Here is a 25,893-nt window from a genome sequence, read left to right as displayed (position 1 = left end):
TCGCCAGGGTACATGTCAATTAAACAAGAGGTAAACCTCAAAAACAAATTAAAGGAAGTTTTTGGGTATAATCAATTCAGAGGTAATCAGGAGCTGATAATAAACAATATTATCAACCGCAAGAATACGTTTGTAATTATGCCGACGGGTGCAGGCAAGTCGTTGTGCTATCAACTTCCTGCTTTGTCGCTTCCGGGAACTGCCATCGTTATTTCTCCCCTTATCGCCCTGATGAAAAATCAGGTAGACCAGCTGAATGCCTTTGGCGTAAATGCCCACTTCCTTAACTCTACACTCTCAAAATCGGAGATTAACCGTGTAAAGAAAGAAACACTGGCAGGGGAAGTGAAGCTGCTGTATGTAGCACCTGAGTCGCTTACCAAAGAAGAAACTATTGAGTTTCTGCGCAGTGCCCAGATTACTTTTGTGGCTATAGACGAGGCGCATTGTATTTCGGAGTGGGGCCACGATTTCAGGCCGGAGTATCGCCGTATACGTGGTATTATCGACCAGATCGGCGACCTGCCGGTAATTGCCCTTACGGCCACTGCCACGCCTAAAGTGCAGCTCGACATACAGCGCAACCTGCAGATGGATGAGGCCTCGGTGTTTAAATCGTCGTTTAACCGCACGAACCTCTACTACGAGGTGCGGCCAAAGCACAACACCAAAAAGCAGCTCATACAGTACGTAAAGAAAAACAAGGGGAAAAGCGGCATCGTATATTGTTTAAGCCGCAAAAAGGTAGAGGAAATTGCTGAGTTACTTCGTGTTAACGATGTAAAAGCATTGCCTTACCATGCCGGCCTTGACTCTAACATCCGGATGGCGAACCAGGATGCTTTCCTGAACGAAGAAGCCGACGTAATTGTGGCCACCATCGCGTTTGGCATGGGTATAGATAAACCAGACGTACGGTTCGTGATCCACTACGACACACCAAAGTCTATTGAAGGCTATTACCAGGAAACAGGTCGTGCCGGCCGCGACGGAATGGAAGGCAACTGCCTGATGTTCTACAGCTACGATGATATTTTAAAACTCGAAAAGTTTAACAAAGATAAACCTGTAACCGAACGCGATAACTCCAAGCTGCTGCTGCAGGAAATGGCCGCTTATGCCGATTCTGCCGTGTGCCGCCGTAAGCAGCTATTGCACTATTTTGGCGAGGCTTACGAGAAAGACTGTGGCTTCTGCGATAACTGCCTGCACCCGAAACCACGTTTTGAGGCACAGGAAGAGGTGCAACTGGCCCTGAAAGCGGTGCACCTGACAGAAGAACGCTTCGGAATAGACCATATAACCGCTGTACTGACTGGCTTAAGAAACCAGTACATCACCAGCTACGACCACGATAAGCTGGAGGTATTTGGCAAAGGCAAAGACCAGGATGCCCAGTTCTGGAGTTCTGTACTGCGCCAGGTGTTGCTGTCAGAGTTTTTAGAGAAAGACATAGAAAATTTCGGTGTAGTAAAAATGACACAGAAAGGACACGACTTTATTCAAAACCCACATCCCATTCAGCTTACAAAGGACCATAACTACGAGCAGGAAGTGAAAGAGGACGAAGAAAAAGAAGAAACCCAGGCAGCCGCAGGACATGACGAGGTATTGTTTGACCTGTTGAAGAATTTGCGTAAAAAACTGGCCAAGGAAAAAGACCTGCCACCATATGTGCTGTTCCAGGACCCATCGCTGAAGGAGATGGCCACCACTTACCCGACTAACCGCGAAGAACTGGCACAGATTGGTGGCGTGGGCATGGGCAAAGTGCAGAAATTCGGTAAGCCTTTCCTCGACCTGATTGGCAAGTACGTTGAAGAAAACGATATCGTAACGGCTTCTGATGTAGTGGTGAAAACTACGGTTAACAAGTCGAAAATAAAGATTTATATTATTCAGCAGATCGATAAGAAAGTAGACCTGGAGGAGATTGCCAGCTCAAAAGACCTGACGATGCAGGAACTGATTGAGGAGATTGAGCACATCTGCTACTCCGGCACTAAACTAAACCTGAACTACTACATTAACAACCTGCTTGATGAGGAGCGCCAGGAAGAGGTGTATGAGTATTTCCTGCAAGCCAAAACCGATAACATTAACGATGCCCTGAAAGAACTCGGCACCGACGATTATACCGAAGAGGACCTGCGCCTGATGCGCATCAAGTTCTTGTCGGAATATGCTAATTAAATTGTTTAATTGTTAAATGGCTTCATTGTTAGATGGTTAGGCGCAAGGCTCAATTATTCGAATGAAAATGGCCTTCCAAAGGAAAAAGTGCAAAATCTTGTCAAGGGTTATCTACATCTTCCAGGGTTTTGCGCAGCACCAGCTACCTTAAGTATTTAACAGTTTAACCATGCAGCAATTAAGCAATTCAACCATTTAAAGATTAATTACAGAATGAATGTATTAATTATTGGGTCTGGAGCACGCGAGCACGCCATTGCCTGGAAACTGAGCCAAAGCCAGTATTGTGAGAAGGTGTTTGTGGCACCAGGAAATGCCGGTACCGAAAAGTTTGGCACAACTGCCTGTGTAGACACGCATAACTTTGAGGAAGTTGCCAAATTCGCCACCGATTTCAACATCATGATGATTGTGGTAGGGCACGAAAACGCGCTGGTAGAAGGTATCCACGATTATTTCCAGAGCACCGAGTATCTCAAGCACATCCTGATTATAGGGCCACGCAAAGCAGGTGCTATGCTCGAAGGAAGCAAAGACTTCTGTAAAATGTTCCTGGAGAAGAACAACATTCCTACTGCCCGCTACCGCGCCTTTACCGAAGACACCTACCGCGAGGCAGTAGAATACCTGCGTAACCACTCGTACCCGGTAGTTATAAAGGCTGATGGTCTGGCTGCAGGAAAAGGCGTTATTATTGCCCAGGAATATGATGAAGCCCTGGATGCCCTGGAAGACCTGCTGCGCAACAAACGTTTCGGGAATGCCAGCAGCAAGGTAGTCATAGAAGAGTTCCTGGTAGGTATTGAGGTTTCGGTTTTTATCCTGACCGATGGTAAAGAATATATACTGCTACCGGAAGCCAAAGATTATAAGCGTATAGGAGAAGGCGACACAGGTCTGAACACAGGAGGTATGGGCGCTATTTCGCCGGTATCGTTTGTAGACGATGTGTTTATGCAGAAGGTAAAGGACCGCGTCATCAATCCGACACTTTCAGGCTTACAAAAAGACAACATTCCGTACACAGGTTTCCTGTTTATTGGCCTGATAAATGTAAACGGAGACCCTTATGTAATAGAATACAATGTTCGGTTAGGCGACCCTGAAACAGAGGCTATTCTGCCACGCATTAAGTCCGATTTGTTTGATATGTTCTGTGCCCTGCACGAGCACCGGCTGGGCAGCTTTAAACTGGAAGTTGATCCTCGCACAGCAGCTACCGTGTTCCTGGTATCAGGTGGTTACCCCGAAGGTTTCGAAAAAGGCAAGGAGATCAGCGGTATAGAAGAGGTAGACGGAGATGTAATGGTATTTCATGCAGGTACTAAAAAGGTAGGCGATAAGCTGACTAACAATGGTGGCCGTGTAATAGCCGTTACCGCTCTGGCAGACACCATGGATGGTGCACTTGCAAAAGCCAATGCCGCCGCCGAGAAAATAACCTGGCAAGACCGTTACTACCGCCACGACATCGGCTTCGATTTGAAACCGAGTGGTGTAGCCAAGTAATTTATTAAAGACAAAGGTGCCAGAAAGCAGAAAGATTAAACCATGAAAAGCTTCTGTTACCTAACATAAACGACAAAGGCCGGTGCTAGTACCGGCCTTTGTCGTTTAAGAGAAAACCCGCCAGGTTTTAAATCCTGGCGGGTTTTTCGTAGTTAACTCTAATTTTGAATTTCTAATTTTTAATTAGGCGAAGCCTTAACAGTATGCGTCAAAAGCACCTTTCAGATTATCAACGATACGGTGTAGCTCATTGCCTTCGATGTGGTAGCGCTCGATCATGTGCACCAGTTCGCCGTTTTTAAACAGAGCAATAGATGGTGAAGATGGAGGGTATGGCAGCATGTGCTCACGGGCTTTGGCTACAGCGTCCTGCTCCATGCCTGCAAACACTGTAACCAGTTTTGCAGGGCGTTTATCGCTGGCAGCTACGGCCATTTTAAGCGCCGGGCGAGCCTTGGCTGCCGCACAACCACAAACCGAGTTTACGGCTACCAGCACAGTACCGCTCTCAGCACCTAAAACTTGCTCCACTTCTTCAGCAGTCATTAGTTGCTCAAAACCAGCAGAAGTAAGGTCTTCGCGGATAGGAGCCACCATATATTCAGGATACATTCCCATAAGATCAATAGTTTAATGTGGTAAATATTTGTCGGTACAAAAGTAGCAAATAATCTATAATAATGCGCGGGCTATTTACAGCACCTGCTGTTATGCAAACAGGTAATTGCTTTAATTATAGTTCGTTGCATTCTTAGCTGCAGAACAGCAAAAAAGCAGGAATAATTCCGGAAGGGCAGTAGGGGCAGCAGGAGCTATTTATCTTTTACAGAGAAAAAGGTATAGGCAACTACAACAAGAAAGGCCACCCTTACAGGCAGCCTTTCTTTCATAATACTTTATCTGAAATCTGGTTATCAGAAGTCTTTCATTTAGGCTGTGATGCCAGCCTCTTGTAAGGCTTTCACCATAGCGTCACCGATCTCGGCAGGAGACTCCACTACGTTAATACCGCACTCACGCATAATTTTCATTTTAGCGGCAGCTGTATCGTCGGCTCCACCTACAATAGCACCGGCATGGCCCATACGGCGACCTGCAGGAGCAGTTTGCCCGGCAATAAAGCCTACAACTGGTTTTTTGTTCCCGGTTTCTTTGATGTACTGCGATGCCATAGCCTCATAGTTACCGCCAATCTCACCGATCATCACGATCGCGTCAGTCTCAGGGTCTTCCATGAGCAGCTCCACAGCGTTTTTGGTTGGCGTTCCAATAATCGGGTCGCCTCCGATACCGATGGCAGTAGAAATACCAAGTCCGGCTTTCACGATCTGGTCTGCAGCTTCGTACGTTAAAGTACCAGATTTAGACACAATACCGATACGACCTGACTTAAACACGAAGCCAGGCATAATACCTACTTTTGCTTCGCCTGGCGTAATCACGCCCGGGCAGTTAGGGCCGATCAGGGTAACCGCTTTGTTTTTCAGGTAGTTTTTGGCAGCTACCATGTCTTTTACCGGAATACCTTCTGTAATGGCAACAATAACCGCTATGCCAGCGTCAGCAGCTTCCATAATGGCATCGGCAGCGAAAGCCGGTGGCACAAAAATGATGGTTACGTTGGCACCGGTTTGTTTCACGGCATCGGCTACTGTGTTAAAAACCGGACGGTCGAGGTGCGTAGAACCACCTTTACCTGGAGTTACACCACCAACCACGTTAGTGCCATACTCTATCATTTGTTGCGCGTGGAACGAACCCTCTGAGCCAGTGAAGCCCTGCACAATCACTTTGGAATCTTTATTCACTAAAACACTCATGTGTGTATCTTAATTAATTGAAGTATAGACGATCTGACTAATAAGCGATGTGCAAAAATAGCCTTTTTTATGGGCCATGCAAAAAATAGTTGTTTCTAAATAGGAGAGGGCACCGGAACTAGCTTTTAAAAAGCACCGTTCTAACTAGTTGGGTAGCACCTTTTGCCTGCCGGGCACCCGGCTCTAACCCTTGACACCAAAATACCTGAAATGCTTGCGGAAGGCCATTTTCATTTAAATAATCTGGCGCTTGCACTTTTCGGGGCAGTAGTGGTGGCAGATAGCTCAGATAGTTGCCCAGGTTTATGGCATCCTGTTTTCCGTTACACGCAGCGGCAAACGTTGAAGATGGTTTTCTACCCGTTGAAAGGTGAAGTTTAGGACGCATCTATTGCTCAGGCAGCTTTATCCTTTTCAGTTCCGGAATAACTATGGTAGCCTGTTACCACCGACAACTGCGAAGCAACAGGTAAATTATTTAAATGGAAATGGCCTTCAGAAGAGTTTGGAGGCTTACAGGAGTCAAGGGTAGGCAGGAATCAGGGCAATATTATCACAAATAGAGATCAAAATATTACCTTTACATTAAATCACAAACATACCTTACATGAAGTATCTGAATCATATAACCGAGGCAATCGGCAATACTCCTTTGGTAAAACTAAACAAGGTAACCGAAGGCATTAAAGCCACTATCCTTGCCAAGGTAGAGTACATGAACCCAGGCAACTCGGTAAAAGACCGCATGGCCATAAAAATGATTGAGGATGCCGAGAAAGCTGGTATTCTGAAGCCTGGAGGCACTATTATAGAAGGAACCTCCGGCAACACCGGCATGGGCCTGGCACTGGCAGCTGTAGCCAAAGGGTACAAATGTATTTTTACACTTTCTGATAAGCAGGGGCAGGAGAAAATCGATATTCTGAAAGCTATGGGAGCCGACGTAATTGTGTGCCCCACCGACGTTACCCCTGACGACCCACAGTCTTACTATTCGGTGGCCAAACGCCTGAACAAGGAGATCCCGAATTCTTTTTACCCGAACCAATACGATAACCTGTCGAACACGGCTGCACACTATGCCACCACTGGCCCCGAAATCTGGGACCAGTCAGAAGGCAAGATTACATATTTCGCAACAGGTGTAGGCACAGGAGGCACCGTTTCAGGCATTTCCAGATACCTGAAAGAGCAAAACCCGGGGCTGGTAACAGTTGGCATCGATACGTATGGCTCTGTTTTTAAGAAATACAAGGAAACCGGTATTTTCGACGAGAAAGAGATTTACCCTTATGCTACCGAAGGCATAGGCGAAGACATACTGCCCAAGAACGTAGATTTCGACCTGATCGACACCTTTATTAAAGTAGCAGACAAAGACGGAGCGGTTATGACGCGCCGCCTGGCCCGCGAAGAAGGATTGTTTGTTGGCTGGTCGTCTGGGTCGGCTGTGCACGGTGCCCTGGAGTATGCGCGCGAGCACCTGACCGAAAACGACACGATGGTGGTGCTGCTGCCAGACCACGGCACCCGCTACCTGGCAAAAATATATAACGATAACTGGATGCGCTCCAAAGGTTACATCGATTAACATCTGATAATTTTATTTTTCATTTAAAAGCCTGAAGCTTATGTTTCAGGCTTTTTGGTTTAACTTAGCACATTTGTAAGAATTAATGCGCTGTGCCTGTTTAGGTTGCTCTGTTAACCGCTATTAAGCAGCAACTGGTGCACTGCCAGCCCTGGTCTTTCAGTTTTTTCAGATGTCTACCTCCTAAAATTTCCCGATGAAGAATTTTTTTTCAAATATTATAGAGGCAGACTTCATGCCCCATGGGCATTGTTATTTCTGGCGGCCCGAAATTTTGTGGCTCAACGTTGGAGGCGATTTGCTTATTGCCCTGGCTTACTTCTCGCTTCCCTTGCTGCTTTTTTACTTTGCCCGCAAACGCACCGACCTCACCCATAGGTATGTGTTTATGCTGTTTGCCGCCTTTATTTTCGCCTGCGGCACTACTCACGTCATCGATATCTGGACGGTCTGGATTCCGACCTACAGGCTGGAGGGGGTGGTGAAGGTAATCACTGGTTTTTTATCGGTAGGTACGGCTATAGCAGTTTACAAATCGGTGCCGGTGCTGCTGGCGCTGCCTAGCCACGACCAGCTAAAGGCCCTAAATCAGCAATTGCAGGTAGAGGTAGAGGAACGCCGCAAAGCGCAGGAAGAGCTGCATGTAGTTAACCAGGAGCTCGAAAAGCGGGTAGCCGATCGTACATTGGCGTTACAGCTGGCCAACCAGGATCTGGAGAAAGAGGTGCTGGAACGCACCAGGGCGCAACAGGAGTTACAGTCGCTTAACCACGAGCTACAGATTGCTAATAACGAACTCGATAACTTTGTATATTGTGCCTCGCACGACTTAAAAGCACCGATTATAAACATTGGAGGGTTGCTGGATGTTCTGGTAGAGGAACTGCCCCCTGTAGATAAGCATGTGCAGCACGTTCTGGCACGGCTGGAGAGTTCGCTCAAGCAAATGAACCGCACCATACATGACCTGACCGAGGTGAGCCTGGTAAAGCAAAGGCACGAAATAAGCTCCAGTCAGCAGGCCGAGTCTTTTAAAGAGGTGCTGGAAAGTGTGCAGGAGTCTATTGCCGACACCATTGAACAATCTGGCATCAGGATTATGACAGATTTTGCTGCGTACCCTGCTGCCCTTATTAAGCGTAAAGATTTGCAGAGCGTTTTTTACAACCTGCTTACTAACGCCATTAAATACCGGTCGCCAGACAGGGCAGCCGTTGTTTTTTTTAGTATTAAAGTTGAAGAAGATTATTTAGTTTTGTCTGTAACCGACAATGGCATAGGGGTGGAGCTCCGCGGAAACGAGAAGAAAATGTTCAGCCTCTTTAAACGCTTGCACGACCACATAGATGGAAGCGGCGTAGGGCTTTACATTGTAAAGCGGATTATGGATAACTACAATGGCCTAATAGACGTAGCTTCTGAAGTTGGGAAAGGCACAACCTTTATACTTCGGTTTCCGCACGTAAAACTGAGAGCTGGATTTTAACCTATTTTATGAGAAAATTATCAGGTATCTTACTTATCGATGACGATGATACAACTAATTTCCTGAACCAGCGGCTTCTGGAAAGAATGCAGGTAACGGACCAGATCCGCACATTCGTTAATGGTAAGCAAGCATTCGATTATTTATACAATGTAAGTAACAACAACTACGACCCTTCGAACGCAAACTACTTTGCTCCGGAGCTTATTTTCCTGGACATAAATATGCCTGTAATGGATGGCTTCGAGATGCTGGAGCTATACGAGCGGTTAGACAAAGATTTCAGAAGCAAAATTGTGATGACAGTGCTCACCACCTCTACGCACCCGCACGATACGACAAACTCTGCCAACTACGCTGCCGAGTACCTTACCAAACCGCTTACAATCGAAAAAATAAAATACCTTTTCGAAAAGTATTTTTCTGACAAGCCGGTAAACAATTAGGAGCAGGCACTTGTAACCCAACCCTTGAACGTTTTTCCTGAAAAACACTTTGGAAGGCCATTTTCATTCGAATAATTGCGCAGGAGTTAACCTTCAAATTTTTACCTGTTCCGGGCATCTTTCAGAAAGAGAAGCCAAAGCTGGATTTAATGGCCAGGTGCAACAGAACACTCAGGCCGGCCAGTAGGAGCCCCAGTGCTATCAGCCTGTCTATTTGGTTTTTTGGAGGGTACTTCTGTTTAATGATGTTACCGCCAATAGCGCCAACGGCAAAGCCAGCTATAATGGGCAGGCTCCGGCTCCAGAAAATATTCCCGATCAGGTAGTGGCTCACAAAGCCTGTAAAACTTGTAATAACCAAAATAAAAAGGGAGGTAGCCGTTGCCACCTGGTAAGGCATCCGGAAAAACTTTATCATGATAGGGGTTTGCAGAAAACCACCCCCAATTCCGAAAAGCCCTGCAATAACGCCCGAAATAAACCCGAAAACAGCCACCAGTCCTACGTTGAGCCGGTACGCCATCTTTTTCACCTTGTTCTTCCGGATAAACGAAGTTGGCACACTACGCATGTGGTACATCAGTCCTGAGTGTTTGGGCGGTTCTTCTTTGCGCTTGTTGTAGAGCAGAACAATGCCAATAAATGTTACAAACACCGAGAAAATAAACTGCAACTGAAACACCGGCAGCGAAGCTACCAGAAAGGCTCCTAACACAGTGCCTGCCACCGCCGGAAGCTGAATGAGGGTGCCCACCAGGTAATCGATGCTTTTGTCGCGGAGGTTAAAAACGGAAGCAATAATGGAGGCCGGCACAAGGGCTGCCATAGTAGAGCCGATAGCGATTTCAATGTTATACCCGAAAAAAATAATCAGCACCGGCACCATAAACACACCGCCACCAAACCCGATGATCGTGCCAAAGCCGCTTACCACAATGCCAATAAGAAAGATAAAGAACACGTCCATCTGTTGCTGTGCCTGTTTTTTTTAATTGAGAATGAGAGAATATCATTTAATTATAAGACTGTGAAATTTAAGTCATTTATTATTCATCCATCTATTCACTCATCCACTTATTCACAATTCTTCCACAACAGGCACAAACGCAAAGCTATCGCCATTAAACAGGCCTTTGTCGCTGAGTTTAAGCGATGGGATAACCAACAGCGCCATAAACGATAAGGTCATAAACGGAGAGGAAAGTTGGCTGCCCATGGTCTTGCTCATCTGGTCTATAGCAGAATAAGCTGCTGCTACTTCATAGCCATCTGCTGCTGACATAATACCGGCCACCGGCAAAGGCAGGAGCTGTTCGGAATCGCCATTTACTGCTGCTACGCCACCTTTTGCCTGAATAATCAGGTTCACCGCCTGGCAAATACTAGCATCGTCTACGCCTACGGCTATAATATTATGCGAGTCGTGCCCGACAGAAGAGGCCAGTGCGCCACGTTTCAGGCCGGTGTTTTTAATAAAAGCTACAGCAGGTGCCGTGTTCTGGTAGCGGTTCACCACTGCCAGCTTCAGCACATCCTGCTCCGTATCCGATACAATATTACCGTTCTCCACCTTAGGAGTGGCCCAGGCTTCTTTTGTAATCAGTTGCCCGTCGAAGGCTTCTATCACCCGAATGCGTGTTACATCCAGAGCAGCTATGGCAAATTGTTCGGTTGTTTTAGGTTCGGTGTTGAAGTTGTTAATTTCTTCGCTTGATGTAAACGGAATGTTTGTTTTACCCTGCTCCGCCACCAGTTCACCGTTTATGTAAGTCGCTGTTACGTTAAAATCGTTGAGGTTATCTACAAGTATAAAGTCGGCCGGGTCGTTTTCGCGGAGCAGGCCAACCTCCAGTTTGTAGTGTAGCACAGGATTCAGGCAGGCGGCGTGTAGCACGTGGAACAAATCGTGCCCTTTGGCCAGCGCCCGTTTTACGAGCAGGTTCAGGTGCCCTTCTACCAGGTTGTCGGGGTGTTTGTCGTCGGAGCAAAACATAATGCGGTCGGGGTACTGGGCAAGCAACGGAATAAGGGCTTCGAAGTTCTTGGCAGCGCTTCCTTCCCGAATCAGGATCTTCATGCCGGCTGCCAGTTTATCAAGGGCCTCTTCGGCGGTAAAACATTCGTGGTCGGTGCTGATGCCGGCATTGGCATATTGCTGTGCCTGTTCCCCCTGCAGGCCGGGTGCGTGTCCGTCTACAGCTTTGCCGTATTGGTGGGCGAGGGCAATTTTCTCCATCACGGAAGCATCGCGGTGCAGCACGCCGGGCCAGTTCATCATTTCGGCCAGGTATTTTATCTCGTCCCGTTTAAAAAGCGTTTCTATGTCGGCTGCTGTTATTTCGGCACCTGCAGTTTCAAAAGGAGTGGCCGGTACACAGGAGGGAGCCCCGAAATAGAACTTAAACGGCACCTTTTTGCCGTTCTCAATCATATACTCTACCCCCTTCACGCCCAATACATTGCCGATCTCGTGCGGGTCCGATACGGTAGCCACGGTGCCATGTACTACTGCCAGTCTGGCAAACTCAGAGGGCACCAGCATAGAACTTTCGACATGCACATGGGCATCTACAAAGCCTGGCAGAATATAATTTTGAGCAGATGTGGCTTCACGAACTATTTTTTTGATCAGGCCGTTAGCAACATGAACGGTGCCTTCGTAAATTTCCTGCTGGTGTAGGTCTATAATGCGTCCGCTAATAAAAAAGTCTGTTTGCATGGTACGTAGGAGGTGATTTTATAAAATACCTGGAGGTAGGTCTTAAACCCGTAATTTACTTTATATTTGCATTAAAATTAGTCGTTTTGAGAAAGATAATTTCCTATGTGGTGCTGGCCGCTTTTCTGGCCACAGGTCCGCTGGCAGGCTGTTCCACCAAAACCCCTCAGCAGAAGAAAACGGCTGCTTATCAAAAAAAGAGCAAGCGTGGTAAAAACGTGCCTTGCCCTTGTGACTCTAACTAGTTTCTATCTTGCGCTTTATGAAAAAAATTGTGATCGCGATCGATGGTTATTCTTCTTGTGGTAAAAGTACTACCGCCAAAAGAGTTGCCGCCGAGCTAGGGTATGCCTACATCGATACGGGGGCTATGTACCGTGCCGTTACGCTTTATTTCCTTCAGAACCACGTATCGTTTACCAACCCCAAAGAAATAAGCAAAGCGCTCGACAGCATAGACGTAGCCTTTAACTACAACCCAAAAGTTAAGCGCAACGAAGTGTACCTGAACGGCCTGAACGTAGAAGACGAGATCCGGAAAATGTACATCTCCAACCAGGTGAGCGAGGTGAGCGTGCTGGTGGAGGTGCGCAGAGCCATGGTAGCGCAACAGCAGAAAATGGGCCGCAAACGCGGTGTGGTAATGGATGGCCGCGACATTGGCACTGCCGTTTTCCCCGATGCTGAAGTTAAGATTTTTATGACAGCTGATGTAGACACACGTGCTAAACGCCGCCAGCAGGAACTGCTGGAGAAAAAGCAGCTGGTAAACCTCAACGAGATAAAAGAGAACCTGGAAAAACGCGACCTGATAGACTCTACCCGTGCCGAAAGCCCTTTGCGACGTGCCGAAGACGCCTACCTGCTCGACACCTCGTATATGATAATTGATGAACAGGTAGAGTTTGTGCTCGACAAAGTAGCCTCTAAGGTGCTGGTCCATGATTTTTCTGAGTAAAAGAGTAGCTTTTTAGAAATGAACGTAACAATTGATAAGAATTCCGGCTATTGTTTTGGGGTTGAATTTGCCATACAGATGGCAGAAGACGAGATGGAGCACGCGCCGGAGCTTTACTGCTTAGGCGACATTGTACATAATGGCATGGAAGTGAAACGCCTGTATGCTAAAGGCTTGCGCATTATAGACAGAGAGCAACTGAGGCAGCTGCACGATTGTAAGGTTCTTATCAGGGCACATGGCGAGCCACCAGAAACTTACCAGTTGGCCCTCGAAAACAACATCGAGCTGATCGATGCCTCTTGCCCTGTGGTGTTAAAGCTGCAGAACCGCGTAAAACACGCCTTCGACTCTATTCAGAAAGATGCCGGCCAGATCGTGATTTACGGGCAGGTGGGGCATGCCGAAGTTATTGGCCTTACCGGCCAGACCGGCGACGAAGCTATTATTGTAACAACAGAAGAAGACCTGGATAAAATAGACTTTACACGGCCGGTTACCCTGTTTAGCCAGACAACTAAAAGCACAAAAGGCTTCTACCATATAAAAGCCCTGATCGAAGACCGTATAAAGCAGGCAAACCAGGACAGTACCTTGCCCGTGTTTGATGCCAACGACAGTATTTGCCGGCAGGTATCGAACAGGGAGCCGCAGTTGGCACGCTTTTCTACAGAGCACGATGTAATTGTGTTTGTGAGTGGCAAAAAAAGCTCTAACGGAAAAGCCCTCTACAGCGTGTGCAAGCAACACAACCCCAACAGTTACTTTGTAGAAAACGAGCAGGAGCTGGAAAAGGAGTGGTTTGCTGACGCCGAAAGTGTAGGCATTTGCGGTGCTACTTCCACACCTATGTGGCTGATGCAGCAGGTGTCAGATGGTATTTATAACATGAGTAAGGCAATGGCGTAACACCTGCTGCTGCCTTTGCCAGGCTCCGCACAATTCCTGATTTTTAGTACCTTTAGGCTTTGCAAACGCAGAGCCTTTCTTTTTCTTACTTCCTCATGGCACGCATCTTTCGTTACTTCCTGAACGGACTTTTAATTATGGCACCGCTTGCCATCACCATCTGGATTGTGGTAGCGGTTATCGATTGGCTGGATAGCATGGTTGACCTGGGGGTGCCCGGGCTGGGTATCCTGCTCATGGTAATGCTCCTTACTTTTGTGGGTTTCATCGGGTCTTTCTTTTTTGTGAAACCTCTGTTTGTGGTAGGGGAGCGTCTGTTAAACAAGGTGCCGCTCGTGAGCATTATCTACTCCAGCATAAAAGACCTGTTCGATGCCTTTGTTGGCGACAACCAGAAGTTTAACAAACCAGTAATGGTGAAGATGACAGAAGCATCTGACAACTTTAAAATGGGCTTTGTAACGCAGGAGCAATTCCAGAGCATTACCCTGGACGACCGGGTAGCCGTATACTTTCCGCACTCCTACAACTTTTCGGGCGAGCTCTTTATCGTGCCCAAAAAGAACGTGGTGTACCTCGACCTGCCAAGCTCCGATGTCATGAAGTTTGTGGTGTCGGGCGGCGTATCGAAGCTTTAGGTGTCTGGAATTTGGAATTTTGAATGAGAGGATGAAAGAGCAACTCTTCACTCTTTACTAACATAAGGTCTAGCATCTAACATCTAGAATCTATTTAACTAGTTTCTCGTCCATGCCTTTCCTGGAACACCAGCATTCGCGTTTGCATTACCGGGTTTTGGGCCGGGGCAGTAAAGCTATGCTGGCGTTTCATGGGTACGGGCAAACAAGTGCTTATTTTCTGCCGATGGAGCAGGCGCTGGGGGAGGAGTATACTATTTTTGCTTTCGATCTGTTTTTCCATGGCAAAAGCAGCCTCCGGAAAAGCAATTCGCCGCTTACCAAAGAGCACTTGCACGAGTTGGTGGGGCGATTACTGGAGCAGGAAGGCATAAACCGTTTTTCGTTGATGGGCTACAGCATGGGCGGTAAGTTTGCCCTGGCCCTGGTAGAGCAAATGTCCGAAAAATTAAATGAACTGCACCTGATTGCCCCCGACGGTATACAGACGAGCTTCTGGTACAACATGGCCACTTACCCAGGCTGGATGCAGCAACTCTTTAAACGCACTGTTCTCAAACCTGCTCCCTTTTTCCGGTTCCTGAAAGTAATGCACAGGCTGAAGCTGGTCAGCAAGGGCCTCCTGCGCTTTGCCCGCCACCAAATGGATACCCGCCAGCGCCGCCTGCGCGTGTACCGCAGCTGGATCGGCTTTAAATACCTGCGCTTCGATAATAAAGCAATTATAGAAAAGCTAAACCAGCAGCAGGTGCCTGTAACGGTCTACCTGGGCCAGTTCGACAAGGTAATAGCACCCAAACGGTTCGAAGCCTTTGTGCAGGCATTGGACAAGGGCAAACTGAAGGTGCTGCAAACAGGCCACACGCACCTGTTGCAGGAGGTGGCAAAGCTCCTGCGGCAGCAACGCACAAACACCTCACAACGCTAGAAGCACCCTTGAGTAAAATCAGCTCAAAAAGCTTTGGAAGGCTGATTTGATTAGAATAATTTGAAGCACATCAGCCTTCTGAAGCCTTATAAGGCAAAAACGCTAAGGGCTATTGTCTCCGGTTTTTGTGTACGAACATCATTTTGTCTGCTGCTGCGTTTCCTGTATTGGTTAAAAGAAACTTATATTTGCACTGCTGTTCGCCTGAGTTTTTTCTGAACCTGCCGGTGCAGCTTGTGCGTACTTCTGTAAATGTTTTTCCTTTACCTCCGAACTCCTTAAATACTGCCTATGAAAGTACCATTCCGGTCATTTGTTTCTGCTCTTTCGCTGCTGCTGCTCACGGCCGCCTGCTCCTCCGACAGAAAGCCAGACGAAACAGCACAGGCCGATAGTGCGCCAGAAGCCAACCGGCCTGCCGCTGCCCTGCACGAAGACCTCCAAAGGTTAAAGTTACCCGAAGGCTTCCGGATAGATTATTATGCCCGCAACGTAACCGATGCCCGTTCTATGGCTATCAGCCCTTCCGGAATTGTGTTTGTAGGCACGCGCAGCAACGACAAAGTATACGCCCTGGTTGACCGCGACGGTGACGGACAGGCGGAAGATGTGGTGGAAGTCGCCACTGGTTTAGACACTCCAAACGGTGTGGCCTATCATGAAGGAGCGCTTTATGTAGCAGAGGTTGGCCGCATTTTGCGTTACCCCAACATAGAGCAGACTTTCCGGAACAAGCCTCAGTACGAAGTCGTGACCGATAAATACCCTACCGACCAGCACCATGGCTGGAAATATATTGCCTTTGGGCCCGATAGCAAACTATATGTGCCGGTGGGGGCACCCTGCAACATCTGCAAACCCGAGAAACCCATTTACGCCACCATTACCCACATTAACCCAGACGGCTCCGGCCTGGAGATTTTTGCAGAAGGCGTACGCAACTCTGTTGGTTTCGACTGGCACCCCGACACAAAAGAACTATGGTTCACCGATAATGGTCGCGACATGCTGGGCGATAACCTGCCACCCGATGAGCTGAACCGTGCTCCCCAGAAAGGATTGCATTTTGGCTACCCTTACTGCCATGCCGGCACCATATCAGATCCTGAGTTTGGCAGCGAGCGTAACTGCCTCGATTTTGTTAAGCCAGCCCGAACCTTAAGTCCGCATGGAGCCTCTTTGGGTATGAAGTTCTACACTGGCAGCATGTTTCCGGAGAGGTACCGCCACCAGATTTTTATTGCCGAACATGGCTCCTGGAACCGTTCCGATAAAATTGGTTACCGGCTTATGCTGGCCTCACTGGATGGCTCAGGCAATGTAACCGCTTACGAACCCTTTGCTGAAGGCTGGCTGCAAAATGGCACCGACGACTGGGGCCGCCCCGTAGATGTGCTGGTGATGCCCGATGGAGCGCTGCTGGTTTCTGACGACAAAAACAACGCCGTTTACCGAATAACTTATCAAAAATAAAGACTATAATGACGCAGGCAGGTATCCTGTTCTTTACCAGGAGAGGACATTGGGAGCAACAGTAACGGGAGTTGTTGAAAGAAATGCTATTTATCTTTCAGCTTTTCTTCCAACTGGTTGAGTAGTTTCAGGAATTGCACTGAGTTAGCCTCCACTTGCTCCAGCCCCTGCAGCGACTGCTCTATTTTGCCGCTATCGTACAAGCTGAAAAGCAAGGCAGCCGTAGCGTTTAACTCTTTCTGAACAGCGGCAAGTGCACGCATTTCAGAAGTTTCGCCGTAGCGGATTAGGCCAATAGTATTAAACCAGGTGTTTATAGGTCCTTCCAGGGCAAAAAAAGCATTGTCTTTTTTGCCACCGTACAGCACAGAACGAACCTTGGACTTAAACAGAATATGTTTAATCCGGATTTGCTGAAAATCTACCTGAGTTGCGTTCATAAGGTGTTTAGCTGCTTGCGTGGCCAGGAGCTACTGTTAACTTAGTTAAATAGTTTTGTATGGTGTTGCCGAACACACAGGCTCTCTAGAGCTGTTGCGTTGTAAGCGAACACCGGATTTTGGTTTACAGTTTCATCTGTAGATAATGGTTTTTAACCAGGGTACCTGCAGGCAACTACCAGCTGCCCCTGCTTTAGCAACCTTGCATCCCGCAAGTGCCTGTAACACTAAATTTTAGGTGGCAAAACTGATACCTCCTTGTAGTGCTGCAAGAGCCAGAAAAAAATAAAATAAGTGTTTTTTTTATTGTGTTTGTTTTGCTGCAGCCATGTGTCGGTTTATTTTCTTCCATAAAAGAAAATGGCCATACGTGGCTCAGAGGGCGGTGTTGTGGTGAAAAGAAGCATTAAGCTTAAGATGAAGCGGTGCAAATTTACCATACTTTTACAATTTGTACGATGGGTATTAATCTAAATTTAATCTTTCGGAAAGAAAAGGGCTATGCACAAGTAACTGCTGCTACCATAGAACTAGCTGGTACCGGAAAAAGACGTAAATTTCGGTCTTGTAAAATTAGAAATGCCTTCACTCAGCCGCAACCAAAAGCAACTGTTCTATATGAAAGAGCCTAAAACCAAACCAACAGATGAGCAGGTAAGTACTTTCCTGAACTTACCCGAAAACGAGAAAAAGCGAACCGATAGTTATCTGCTTCTGGAGCTAATGAAAAAGGTTACCGGCAAAGAGCCTGTTATGTGGGGGAGCAGCATCGTGGGCTTTGGACGGTACCATTACAGATATGATAGCGGCCACGAAGGAGATGCCCCTCTACTAGGCTTTTCGCCACGGAAACAGAATTTTTCGCTGTACCTGTTGCCAGGTCTGCAGAGCCAGGAGGAGTTATTGGCCGAACTTGGTAAACATAAGGCAGGAAAAGGCTGCCTCTACATAAACAAACTAGCCGATGTAAATGTAAGTGTGCTGGAGAGGCTTATGCAGCACACCGTAGAAATGCTGCAGGCCAGGTATCCGGAGGAGGTGGGGTAGCTAAACCGGCTAAGCCTGCTAGCTTAACCGAAGCAGTGCTGCGGCAGCTGCAAAAGCCGATTGCTCGCCCTCTTTTACCTGGCGCATAATGTCTGGTAATGCCTGCTGCACCCCTGGCTGCGCATAAAACTTTTCTTCTAACGATTGCCTGATGGTTTCGAAAAGCCACTGCAGGTTCTGCTCGCGCCGCTTCTGTTCAAAAAATCCGTTCTGCTGTGTGTGCTCCAGGTAGTCGGCCATGGTTTGCCAGATCTGCTCCAGGCCTGTTTCTTTTAGCGCAGAACACACCGATACACGGGGTAGCCAGCCAGAGGCCGGAAGCGGATACAGGTGCAGCGCATTCTGGTATTCTGCTTTGGCAGCTTTTGCTTTAAGCTGGTTGTTGCTATCGGCTTTGGTTATGGCAATGGCATCTGCCATCTCCATAATGCCGCGCTTTATTCCCTGCAGTTCATCGCCAGCCCCGGCCAGCATCAGGAGCAGAAAAAAGTCGACCATGCCGTGCACTGCCGTCTCCGATTGGCCCACCCCCACCGTTTCCACAAAAATGGCATCGTAACCGGCTGCCTCGCAGAGCAGAATGGTTTCGCGGGTGCTCTTGGTAACGCCCCCCAGCGACTTGCCAGCCGGAGAAGGCCTGATAAACGCATGCGGGTGGTGCGACAGCGACTCCATGCGGGTTTTATCGCCGAGTATGCTACCGCCGGTGCGCTGGCTGGTGGGGTCTATGGCCAGTACTGCCAGCTTTTTGTCTTGCTGCTCAATCAGGTAATTCCCGAAGGCTTCTATAAACGTGCTTTTGCCAACACCGGGTACGCCGGTAATACCAATACGGAACGAGTTACCTGTGTGTGGCAGTACCTGGTTTATAACCTGCTGCGCCAGCTCCTGGTCTGATGCTAACCTGCTCTCTACGAGCGTAATGGCACGACTGAGCATCATACGGTCGCCGGCCAAAATGCCTGCTACATAGGTTTCTGCACTAAATCGTTTTGCCAAAAGAAGTTTAGTTTAAGAGTACGAATCTGGGAGCGTAATGCTCACAAATTTAATCTTTTTTAGATGGTAGACCTTTATTAGTTAAGAGTTAAAAGTTATGAGTTAAAAGTTGGTTTTTGTTCAATAGTGATTTTCATTCACTCAAAATTTCTTGCCTCTATCTTACAAATTTCCAAATTAACCATTAAACCATTTAACAATTAAGCCAATTGGCAACCAATAATCAGCAACCAGAAATTATTCAAATGAAACCGGCCTCCAAAAGGTTTTGTGGCCTGAAAGTGTCAAGGGTTGGAGGCGGGGTTTAACAGCCTTTTTGCCAGAACGAATTAAATCCGGAACAACCGTTGCCAGATACAGTTTGGCTCTGTAATTTTGATGAACAGAACGGCTACAGCAGGTCTTGATAATATAGAAATTACTATATTTCAGGTCTTTGAGTTCGCTGATCCGGCTTTTTTGTTTTAAACCTCTCTTTTTCAGCTTTCATGAATTTTAAGTTTCTCCTCTGCCTGTTTCTAAGTGTTTTTCTGTGTGTGCGTGTTAAGGCGCAGGAGCAGCCAAACCGGGAGTTCAGAGGGGTGTGGGTAGCTACTGTGGCAAACCTCGACTGGCCAAAACAAGGCGACTCTGCCGCTAACCAAAAGCTGGCCCTGCAGCGGCTTTTCGATAAAATTAAAGACGCTAACCTGAACGTGGTGTTGTTTCAGGTGCGTACCGAGTGCGATGCTTTTTACAAATCGAGCCGGGAGCCCTGGTCACGGTACCTGACCGGTAAGCAGGGCATTGTGCCCGAATACGACCCATTAGCCTTTGCCATAGAAGAAGCGCATAAAAGAGGCCTGGAGCTGCACGCCTGGTTTAACCCATACCGCGTTAACTCCAGCACCGATTCCAAAACAGTATTTGCCGATAACCACATCTCTAAAACGAAGCCGGAGTGGCTGCTAAGCTTTGCCAACGGTAAAAAGATTCTGAACCCCGGTCTGCCGGAGGTGCGGGAGTATGTGGCCCAGGTGGTGCGGGAAGTGGCGCAGCACTATACTATAGATGGCGTGCACTTCGACGATTATTTTTACCCGTACCCCGAAGGCTCCTTTAAAGGTATTGCCTCCGAAGATGCAGCCACTTTTGCAAAATACGGCAAAAACTTTAAAGACATAAAAGACTGGAGGCGCGATAACGTAAACGAAACCATGCGGCTGGTGCACCAGGCCCTGAAGGCGACAAAGCCCGAAGCGCGGTTTGGTGTAAGCCCATTCGGTATCTGGAAAACAAACGTACCAGCAGGCATAAAAGGAATGGATGCCTACAACGACATTTACGCCGATCCGCTTGCCTGGCTCGAGAAGCAGTATGTAGATTACCTGTCGCCACAGCTTTACTGGGTTATTGGCGGCAACCAGGATTACCGGAAGCTGTTGGAGTGGTGGTCTGATAAAACCTACAGTTCCTCGCGGCATTTGTATGCAGGGCACAGCTTACTTGCCAAAGGTGCAACAGAACTGGAACTGCCAAACCAGATTGCCATCTCGCGGGCCAACCAGCACCACAATGCGCTGGGCTCTGTTATTTTCAGGGCAACCAACCTTACCAGCAACACCTTGCAAAGCCACACCTCCCTAAAGGCAACTACCTTTATGGCACCTGCAGCTCCTCCGGCCATGCCCTGGAAGCCCGGTGCTAAACCTGCCGCACCCACAGATTTTACGATGGTGAAAAACGAGAAAACCGGCGATTACCATGTTAGCTGGAAACGGCCCGCCAGGAACAAGCATAGCTTTAAACGCTACATGCTCTACAGTTCTTTTGCTCCTGTAACCAATGTTGCCGAGCTACCAGCCGGTGCCTTGCGCGCCATACCAGTGTCGGAGTCGTTTACGGTGCCGGCCTCGCAGGTGCCATTGCAAACCACGTATTGGGCCATTACCGAACTGGGCCCCAACAACATCGAAAGCGAACTGAGTAATTTTGTAATATTAGGTAGGGGAGGCGCTATTGCGCAACAGTTACCAGCGCCTTCTCCAGAACCTGATGCTGCTCCTGAACTCCTCGAACCTTTACATGCCAGAGCCATTCAGCAGATAAAAAATGTAGCGGCACCAAATGCTGTTTTCGATTCTCAAAAAAGCAAAGTGGCTACCGTTTCCACACCGTATTACCTCGATGTGAAGCTAAAGAAAAAGGCGGAGGTAAAAGTGATGCTCATGTCGCTGGACCGGACCGTGAAAACCGAGGTGATGAAGCGAAAATTCAAGTCGGGTGTTTATACCCTCAGCATCGACAGAAGCAAGCTCGAAGCAGGCGAGAACCTGCTGGTGCTGACCATCAACAACAAGCAATCTATTAAAAAGATAATGCTGAACTAAGCCTGGTTTGCCTTAGCCCAGGCTTTGCAGCTTCTCCGTCAGGGTCTCTATCAGTTCGTCGGTCCAGCGGGTGGCAATAGTCTCGTATTCGTTTTTAGTCCAGACTTGCGGGTACTGCTTTTCGAGCCATGTTTTGGTTTTGTCGGGGCCAACCTCGTAAAAATCGATGTGCAGCTTAAAGAGCAGGTCTTTGGCCAGGTCGAAAGCCGGCACGCCTGCCCGCTGAAAGCCCTCCAGCCGCAGCCGCAGCCCAAGCTGCTGCACATTGCCTTTTTCGAGGCTGATTTCTTCTGTTGTGTCGGCAGCAGTTCCTTTCGTCCAGGTATCCAATACGCGCTCCAGGTGGAAATCGTGAAACATCGGGATAATAGCCTCCAGGTTTCTGTGTAGCTGCTCTGCCAGCACCGGCAGCACTTTATCGTAAAGCTGTTGTATAGCCTGTTTATCTCGTGTCATTATGGGTAGTAATGATAGGTTCTGATACAAAATTAAGGAACATATCCGGATTAAGCGCACGGTAAATTCAGGACCTTCCTGAACATACCCTTGACACCAAAAGCGACAAAATGCCTTTGGAAGGGTATTTTTATTTGAATAATTGATGCGCCCCTCCCACTAAGCTCCCATGCTGCTGGTGCTCACGTTTTTAATGTTGTGCAGCAGGCAACTAAAAAGTCCGGAAACACGCCGCTGCAGCTATGCCTCAATAAATTTAACCTACTCGTTACGGTAAACCTTCAGGACTTCCGGGCATAATCTTTAATTTTGAAGTTCTGATGCTGGTGGTCTACTGCCTTTGGCAAGATACGCGAAAACTGGTAACTGAGAGGCTCTGGCGGGGAAACAGTACCTATAGCATACCATTCTAAAAAAAGTGACTGCCCCCGAAAACATAACGATCTGCTGCCTGTTAAATATTTTTTATAACCTATATATACGCAGTTCTACAGAACACACGTTGAAGTTCTAAATACAGTAGTTCATTTAGATCTGAACTATTAAAACCAATTAAAAGAATGCTCTTTACCTCTACTTGTACCAATGCAATTCGTTTGTTTGCACCTTTGCTCTTTTGCCTGGTGCAGTTATCACAGCATGCTGTCGCTCAGGCAACCAAATATACCATCAGCGGCACCATAAAAAATAAAGCCAGTGGCGAGACCCTGATCGGGGCAACCGTGCGGGTGGCAGAACTGCCCGGAACAGGGGCCGCTACCAATGAGTTCGGTAATTTCTCAATCACACTTCCGGCTGCTTCCTATACGCTCCTGATCGATTATGTAGGGTTTCAGCAACAGCAGCAGCAGGTAAACCTCGACAAAAGTTTGCGGTTAACTATTGGGCTGGAGTCGCAGAGCAGGCAGCTAAGCGAGGTAGTGGTAACATCTACGCGTGCCGACCAGAACGTAAGAAGCCCGCAGGCGGGGGTGGAGAAGCTCGATATGCAGGAAATTAACCTGCTGCCCGTGCTCATGGGCGAACGCGATGTGCTGAAAACGGTGCAACTGCTGCCGGGCATTAAATCGGCGGGCGAGGGCAATGCCGGATTTTATGTAAGAGGAGGAGGGGCCGACCAGAACCTGATTCTGCTCGACGATGCGCCTGTTTATAATGCCTCTCATTTACTCGGTTTTTTCTCCACTTTTAACTCCGATGCCATAAAAGATGTGACCGTGTACAAAGGCGGTATGCCTGCGGAGTACGGTGGCAGGCTGTCGTCGGTGCTGGATATTAAGATGAACGATGGCAACAACCAGGATTATAAAGTGAGTGGTGGCATCGGGCTTATCTCGGCCAGGCTTAATGTAGAAGGTCCTATTCAAAAAGATAAATCGTCGTTTCTGATAAGCGGACGCAGAACTTATGCCGACACCTTTCTGAAACTGAGCGGCGACGATAACTTCAGGAACAGCTCCCTTTACTTTTACGACCTCAATGCCAAACTCAGCTATACCTTATCGGAAAAAGACAGGCTTTTTGTGTCGGGTTACTTTGGCCGCGATAAGCTGGGTTTCAGAGATCAGTTTGGCATTGACTGGGGAAATGCCACCGGCACTGTGCGCTGGAGCCACCTGATCAGCGACCGCCTTTTCTCCAACACCTCCTTTATCTTCAGCGATTACAGTTACAAAATCGGCATCAACACAAATAATAATAACTTCGAAATTACCTCGCGCATTCAGGACCTGAACCTGAAGCAGGAATTCGATTTTTTCCCTAATCCGCAAAATGCGATCAAATTCGGGATAAACGCTATTTACCACAAGGTTGTGCCCGGCGAGATATCAGTAACCGGCGAGTCGAATATAAACCCAAGTGCCCTTCAGGAAAGATATTCGCTTGAGAATGCTGCCTATATCACCAACACCTGGACAGCCAACGAGCGACTCAGCCTTATTTATGGGTTGCGGGTTACCTCGTTCAGCATTTTTGGCAAAGGCGATTTTTATACCCTTAACCAAAATCGTGAGGTAACAGGATTTACCAGTTATGGCTCCGGCGAAATTGTGAAGACTTATTTTAACCTGGAGCCGCGCCTGTCAGGAGCGTACCAGCTTAACGAAACATCGTCGCTGAAGGCCTCTTATGCCCGCACCAGCCAGTACCTGCACCTGCTCTCAAACTCCACCACCACCAACCCCACCGACAGGTGGGTGCCAAGCTCCAACAACATAAAGCCGGGGCTTGCCGACCAGGTATCGTTGGGTTACTTCCGTAACTTCTCCGATAACCTGTATGAGTTTGGTGTGGAAGGTTACTACAAGCACATGCAAAACCAGATCGACTATAAGGACGGTGCTAACATTACCAACAGCGATATAGTGGAGACGGAGCTGCTCTTCGGCAAGGGCCGCGCGTATGGCGTAGAGTTTTTCCTGAAAAAGAAATACGGCCGGTTTAATGGCTGGATCGGCTACACACTCTCGCGCTCCGAACGATTAATAGAGGGCATCAACAACAACAACTGGTATGCTGCCAGGCAAGACCGAACCCACGATATTTCTATTGTAGGTATTTACCAGCTTTCAGAAAAATGGACGCTTTCGGGTAACTGGGTGTACAACACTGGCAACGCTGTTACCTTTCCGAGTGGGAAGTACCGCGTAGACGACCAGGTAGTGTTTTACTACACCGAGCGTAACGGCTACCGCATGCCCGATTACCACCGCATGGATATAGGTGCCACCAAAACCCTGAAAGACACTGAAAAATACTCTTCGGAGCTGGTCTTCAGCATTTACAACGTGTATGGCCGCGAAAACGCTTTCCTGATCAACTTCAGAGAAAACGAAGTAGACCCCTCCAGAACGGAAGCTTACCAGATTGCTCTCTTTAAAATGGTGCCTTCCATCTCCTATAATTTCAGATTCTAAACCAGTCGCTCCAGATGAAACTATATCAAATGCGCTACCTGCTCCTTCTGCTTGCTGCCGCACTCTTAACCCAATTTCTGACCGCCTGCGAACGCGTAGTAGATATCGACTTAAACACAACCTCGCCGCGCTATGTTATAGAAGGCTACCTGACCAACGGCGAAAACCCGGGCCAGGTAACCATTACCCGTACCAAAAACTTTTCTGATAATAATGTGTTCGAAGGCATCAGTAATGCTGTTGTTACTATTTCTGATAACGCTGGCACAACCGAAACACTAACGCAGCAAAGCCCGGGCATTTACACAGTTAGCAGCCTGGCTGGCGTGCCGGGCAGATCTTACCATATGGTGGTCACTATCGGCGACGAAACGTTTAGCGCTGTTTCTACTATGCCCACACCTGTTCCTTTCGATAGCTTGTATGTAGAAGAAGTAACTACTTTCGGCGATGGGCGCCTGGTGCCTTATGCCCTCTTTAACGATCCGGCCGAAGAAGATAATTTTTACCGCTACGAGCTGTACATCAACAACCAGAAGGTAAACAACATTTTTATAAGCCGCGACCAGTATAACAATGGCAGAACCGTACGGCGATCTTTGCCCCGCTTTGGCGACGACGAAGATGACATTAAACCGGGCGATAACATTCTGGTAGAAATGCAATCGATAGAGCGCCCTGTTTACGACTACTTCTATAGCCTGAACCAGACCATTGGCCAGAATGCGGCTGCTCCGGGTAACCCGGTAACTAACATTACGGGTGGTGCTTTAGGATATTTTAGTGCGCACACGGTGCAGCGAAGAAATGTAGTGGTAGAGTAAGTTCTGATGGAGTAAGGCAGGTTTTACAAAAATATAATCGGATATAGCCTTTTGCCGATATAAAAAGTCGTACAACAAAGGCAGCCAACTTCTATCTTTGAGGTTGATGCTGTAGAAGCAGCTGTGTTCGGCTTCCTGCATTACATTTCTAAAGAACCTTTACGAACAAC

General features: G+C 47.8%; 21 protein-coding genes and 1 pseudogene. 15 read left to right on the top strand and 7 right to left on the bottom strand.

Annotation, left to right across the window (positions count from 1 at the left end):
* Positions 1–12 precede the first annotated feature (12 nt).
* Both recQ and purD read left to right on the top strand, forming a co-directional pair.
* Positions 13–2,193, top strand: a complete 2,181-nt coding sequence (gene recQ / locus FVR03_RS03430) for a DNA helicase RecQ (RefSeq protein ID WP_147920368.1) — start codon at positions 13–15, stop codon at positions 2,191–2,193.
* A gap of 213 nt (positions 2,194–2,406) precedes the next feature.
* Positions 2,407–3,702, top strand: coding sequence for a phosphoribosylamine--glycine ligase (gene purD / locus FVR03_RS03425; protein WP_147920367.1), 1,296 nt, complete (start codon positions 2,407–2,409; stop codon positions 3,700–3,702).
* A gap of 195 nt (positions 3,703–3,897) precedes the next feature.
* Here purD and FVR03_RS03420 read toward each other — a convergent pair whose 3' ends face one another.
* Positions 3,898–4,314: a BrxA/BrxB family bacilliredoxin gene (locus FVR03_RS03420; protein ID WP_147920379.1), complete on the bottom strand. Its 417-nt coding sequence runs from the start codon at positions 4,312–4,314 to the stop codon at positions 3,898–3,900.
* 317 nt (positions 4,315–4,631) lie between these two features.
* A complete protein-coding gene (sucD, locus tag FVR03_RS03415) occupies positions 4,632–5,522 on the bottom strand; it encodes a succinate--CoA ligase subunit alpha (protein WP_147920366.1) in 891 nt (296 codons plus the stop codon).
* Positions 5,523–6,129: 607 nt separating this feature from the next.
* On the opposite strand from sucD, the pseudogene FVR03_RS03410 reads away from it, so the two are divergent.
* The 3 genes and pseudogenes from FVR03_RS03410 to FVR03_RS03400 all read left to right on the top strand — a co-directional run.
* Positions 6,130–7,110 (top strand): annotated as a pseudogene (locus FVR03_RS03410) (PLP-dependent cysteine synthase family protein); the annotation flags it as partial.
* A 199-nt stretch (positions 7,111–7,309) separates the two neighbouring features.
* The gene (locus tag FVR03_RS03405; RefSeq protein ID WP_147920364.1) at positions 7,310–8,599 is read left to right on the top strand and encodes a sensor histidine kinase; all 1,290 of its coding nucleotides are present in this window, start codon (positions 7,310–7,312) and stop codon (positions 8,597–8,599) included.
* An 8-nt stretch (positions 8,600–8,607) separates the two neighbouring features.
* A complete protein-coding gene (locus FVR03_RS03400) occupies positions 8,608–9,045 on the top strand; it encodes a response regulator (protein ID WP_147920363.1) in 438 nt (145 codons plus the stop codon).
* 121 nt (positions 9,046–9,166) lie between these two features.
* Here FVR03_RS03400 and FVR03_RS03395 read toward each other — a convergent pair whose 3' ends face one another.
* Both FVR03_RS03395 and ade read right to left on the bottom strand, forming a co-directional pair.
* Positions 9,167–10,012, bottom strand: coding sequence for a sulfite exporter TauE/SafE family protein (locus tag FVR03_RS03395; RefSeq protein WP_147920362.1), 846 nt, complete (start codon positions 10,010–10,012; stop codon positions 9,167–9,169).
* Positions 10,013–10,123: 111 nt separating this feature from the next.
* The gene (gene ade / locus FVR03_RS03390) at positions 10,124–11,764 is read right to left on the bottom strand and encodes an adenine deaminase (protein ID WP_147920361.1); all 1,641 of its coding nucleotides are present in this window, start codon (positions 11,762–11,764) and stop codon (positions 10,124–10,126) included.
* A gap of 86 nt (positions 11,765–11,850) precedes the next feature.
* Between ade and FVR03_RS24245 the strand changes: the two genes are divergently transcribed.
* The 6 genes from FVR03_RS24245 to FVR03_RS03365 all read left to right on the top strand — a co-directional run bounded on the left by FVR03_RS24245 (position 11,851) and on the right by FVR03_RS03365 (position 16,670).
* A complete protein-coding gene (locus FVR03_RS24245; RefSeq protein WP_187270023.1) occupies positions 11,851–12,009 on the top strand; it encodes a hypothetical protein in 159 nt (52 codons plus the stop codon).
* A gap of 17 nt (positions 12,010–12,026) precedes the next feature.
* On the top strand, positions 12,027–12,722 hold the full coding sequence (cmk, locus tag FVR03_RS03385; protein ID WP_147920360.1) for a (d)CMP kinase: 696 nt from the start codon (positions 12,027–12,029) through the stop codon (positions 12,720–12,722).
* Between the two features lie 18 nt (positions 12,723–12,740).
* Positions 12,741–13,631 carry a 4-hydroxy-3-methylbut-2-enyl diphosphate reductase gene (locus tag FVR03_RS03380; RefSeq protein WP_147920359.1) on the top strand — a complete coding sequence of 297 codons (891 nt, stop codon included), beginning with the start codon at positions 12,741–12,743 and terminating at the stop codon, positions 13,629–13,631.
* Between the two features lie 95 nt (positions 13,632–13,726).
* Complete coding sequence (locus FVR03_RS03375) at positions 13,727–14,269, top strand: DUF502 domain-containing protein (RefSeq protein WP_147920358.1); 543 nt, start codon at positions 13,727–13,729, stop codon at positions 14,267–14,269.
* Between the two features lie 112 nt (positions 14,270–14,381).
* Complete coding sequence (locus FVR03_RS03370; protein ID WP_147920357.1) at positions 14,382–15,197, top strand: alpha/beta fold hydrolase; 816 nt, start codon at positions 14,382–14,384, stop codon at positions 15,195–15,197.
* Between the two features lie 291 nt (positions 15,198–15,488).
* Positions 15,489–16,670: a PQQ-dependent sugar dehydrogenase gene (locus FVR03_RS03365; RefSeq protein ID WP_147920356.1), complete on the top strand. Its 1,182-nt coding sequence runs from the start codon at positions 15,489–15,491 to the stop codon at positions 16,668–16,670.
* 86 nt (positions 16,671–16,756) lie between these two features.
* Here the strand turns inward: FVR03_RS03365 and FVR03_RS03360 are convergent, their stop codons facing one another.
* A complete protein-coding gene (locus tag FVR03_RS03360) occupies positions 16,757–17,110 on the bottom strand; it encodes a histidine kinase (protein WP_147920355.1) in 354 nt (117 codons plus the stop codon).
* Positions 17,111–17,728: 618 nt separating this feature from the next.
* Between FVR03_RS03360 and FVR03_RS03355 the strand changes: the two genes are divergently transcribed.
* The gene (locus FVR03_RS03355; protein ID WP_147920354.1) at positions 17,729–18,157 is read left to right on the top strand and encodes a DUF1801 domain-containing protein; all 429 of its coding nucleotides are present in this window, start codon (positions 17,729–17,731) and stop codon (positions 18,155–18,157) included.
* A gap of 18 nt (positions 18,158–18,175) precedes the next feature.
* On the opposite strand, the gene meaB is transcribed toward FVR03_RS03355, so the two are convergent.
* Positions 18,176–19,156 (bottom strand): methylmalonyl Co-A mutase-associated GTPase MeaB, encoded by a 981-nt coding sequence (gene meaB, locus FVR03_RS03350; protein ID WP_147920353.1) that lies wholly within the window; start codon positions 19,154–19,156, stop codon positions 18,176–18,178.
* A 488-nt stretch (positions 19,157–19,644) separates the two neighbouring features.
* Here meaB and FVR03_RS03345 point away from each other — a divergent pair, with 488 nt between their 5' ends.
* Complete coding sequence (locus FVR03_RS03345) at positions 19,645–21,525, top strand: glycoside hydrolase family 10-like protein (RefSeq protein WP_147920352.1); 1,881 nt, start codon at positions 19,645–19,647, stop codon at positions 21,523–21,525.
* 12 nt (positions 21,526–21,537) lie between these two features.
* Here the strand turns inward: FVR03_RS03345 and FVR03_RS03340 are convergent, their stop codons facing one another.
* Positions 21,538–21,981, bottom strand: a complete 444-nt coding sequence (locus FVR03_RS03340) for a hypothetical protein (RefSeq protein WP_147920351.1) — start codon at positions 21,979–21,981, stop codon at positions 21,538–21,540.
* Positions 21,982–22,604: 623 nt separating this feature from the next.
* Between FVR03_RS03340 and FVR03_RS03335 the strand changes: the two genes are divergently transcribed.
* Together FVR03_RS03335 and FVR03_RS03330 are read left to right on the top strand one after the other, a co-directional pair.
* A complete protein-coding gene (locus FVR03_RS03335; protein WP_255474041.1) occupies positions 22,605–24,899 on the top strand; it encodes a TonB-dependent receptor in 2,295 nt (764 codons plus the stop codon).
* Between the two features lie 14 nt (positions 24,900–24,913).
* A complete protein-coding gene (locus FVR03_RS03330; protein WP_147920349.1) occupies positions 24,914–25,723 on the top strand; it encodes a DUF4249 domain-containing protein in 810 nt (269 codons plus the stop codon).
* Positions 25,724–25,893: the final 170 nt, after the last annotated feature.

Source organism: Pontibacter qinzhouensis, assembly GCF_008017455.1.
Taxonomy (GTDB): domain Bacteria; phylum Bacteroidota; class Bacteroidia; order Cytophagales; family Hymenobacteraceae; genus Pontibacter; species Pontibacter qinzhouensis.
This window is presented reverse-complemented; position numbering and strand designations above follow the sequence as displayed.

Bases quoted from the DNA above. Each gene is read 5' to 3' on its own strand.
- recQ (WP_147920368.1), top strand. From the start codon at position 13: ATGTCAATTAAACAAGAGGTAAACCTCAAAAACAAATTAAAGGAAGTT.
- purD (WP_147920367.1), top strand. From the start codon at position 2,407: ATGAATGTATTAATTATTGGGTCTGGAGCACGCGAGCACGCCATTGCC.
- FVR03_RS03420 (WP_147920379.1), bottom strand. From the start codon at position 4,314: ATGTATCCTGAATATATGGTGGCTCCTATCCGCGAAGACCTTACTTCT.
- sucD (WP_147920366.1), bottom strand. From the start codon at position 5,522: ATGAGTGTTTTAGTGAATAAAGATTCCAAAGTGATTGTGCAGGGCTTC.
- FVR03_RS03405 (WP_147920364.1), top strand. From the start codon at position 7,310: ATGAAGAATTTTTTTTCAAATATTATAGAGGCAGACTTCATGCCCCAT.
- FVR03_RS03400 (WP_147920363.1), top strand. From the start codon at position 8,608: ATGAGAAAATTATCAGGTATCTTACTTATCGATGACGATGATACAACT.
- FVR03_RS03395 (WP_147920362.1), bottom strand. From the start codon at position 10,012: ATGGACGTGTTCTTTATCTTTCTTATTGGCATTGTGGTAAGCGGCTTT.
- ade (WP_147920361.1), bottom strand. From the start codon at position 11,764: ATGCAAACAGACTTTTTTATTAGCGGACGCATTATAGACCTACACCAG.
- cmk (WP_147920360.1), top strand. From the start codon at position 12,027: ATGAAAAAAATTGTGATCGCGATCGATGGTTATTCTTCTTGTGGTAAA.
- FVR03_RS03380 (WP_147920359.1), top strand. From the start codon at position 12,741: ATGAACGTAACAATTGATAAGAATTCCGGCTATTGTTTTGGGGTTGAA.
- FVR03_RS03375 (WP_147920358.1), top strand. From the start codon at position 13,727: ATGGCACGCATCTTTCGTTACTTCCTGAACGGACTTTTAATTATGGCA.
- FVR03_RS03370 (WP_147920357.1), top strand. From the start codon at position 14,382: ATGCCTTTCCTGGAACACCAGCATTCGCGTTTGCATTACCGGGTTTTG.
- FVR03_RS03365 (WP_147920356.1), top strand. From the start codon at position 15,489: ATGAAAGTACCATTCCGGTCATTTGTTTCTGCTCTTTCGCTGCTGCTG.
- FVR03_RS03360 (WP_147920355.1), bottom strand. From the start codon at position 17,110: ATGAACGCAACTCAGGTAGATTTTCAGCAAATCCGGATTAAACATATT.
- FVR03_RS03355 (WP_147920354.1), top strand. From the start codon at position 17,729: ATGAAAGAGCCTAAAACCAAACCAACAGATGAGCAGGTAAGTACTTTC.
- FVR03_RS03345 (WP_147920352.1), top strand. From the start codon at position 19,645: ATGAATTTTAAGTTTCTCCTCTGCCTGTTTCTAAGTGTTTTTCTGTGT.
- FVR03_RS03340 (WP_147920351.1), bottom strand. From the start codon at position 21,981: ATGACACGAGATAAACAGGCTATACAACAGCTTTACGATAAAGTGCTG.
- FVR03_RS03330 (WP_147920349.1), top strand. From the start codon at position 24,914: ATGAAACTATATCAAATGCGCTACCTGCTCCTTCTGCTTGCTGCCGCA.